This is a genomic window from Mesorhizobium sp. M8A.F.Ca.ET.218.01.1.1 (assembly GCF_004791165.1).
Lineage (GTDB): Bacteria > Pseudomonadota > Alphaproteobacteria > Rhizobiales > Rhizobiaceae > Mesorhizobium.
This window is the reverse complement of sequence record NZ_SRUZ01000105.1, coordinates 1-344: the sequence shown is the minus strand read 5'-3', so window position 1 is coordinate 344 and position 344 is coordinate 1. Positions and strand designations below refer to the sequence as shown.

Below are 344 nucleotides of genomic sequence, written 5' to 3'. Positions count from 1 at the left end.
GCGTTGAGGACGACCAGGAGCTTTCTTGCGACGGCGATGATGGCCAGTTTCTTGGAGCCTGAGCGGGCTGCGAGGTCGGTGTAGAAGGCTCTGAAGCGGTCACAGGTTCGGATGGCACTAAGTGCCGCCATGTAGAGGGCACGGCGCACACGCGATCGGCCGCCCTGTACCTGGCTTTTGCGTGCGTTCTTGCCTTTCTTGTTGTCGAACGGGGCAAGGCCGGCGAGTGCTGCAATCGACTTGGGTGAACGCTGGCCGAGCTCGGGCAAGTGTGCCAGCAGCGAGAGCGCACTGACCTTGGAGACACCCGGCACGGAGACCATCAGCGAATAATCGCGGGCAGT

The 344-nt window shown here is 62.2% G+C and carries 1 protein-coding gene; it reads right to left on the bottom strand.

Annotated features, from left to right (window positions below; translation table 11 throughout):
* Nucleotides 1–344: transposase (locus EN861_RS34585; RefSeq protein WP_135928227.1), on the bottom strand; the 344-nt coding region annotated here is incomplete at both ends.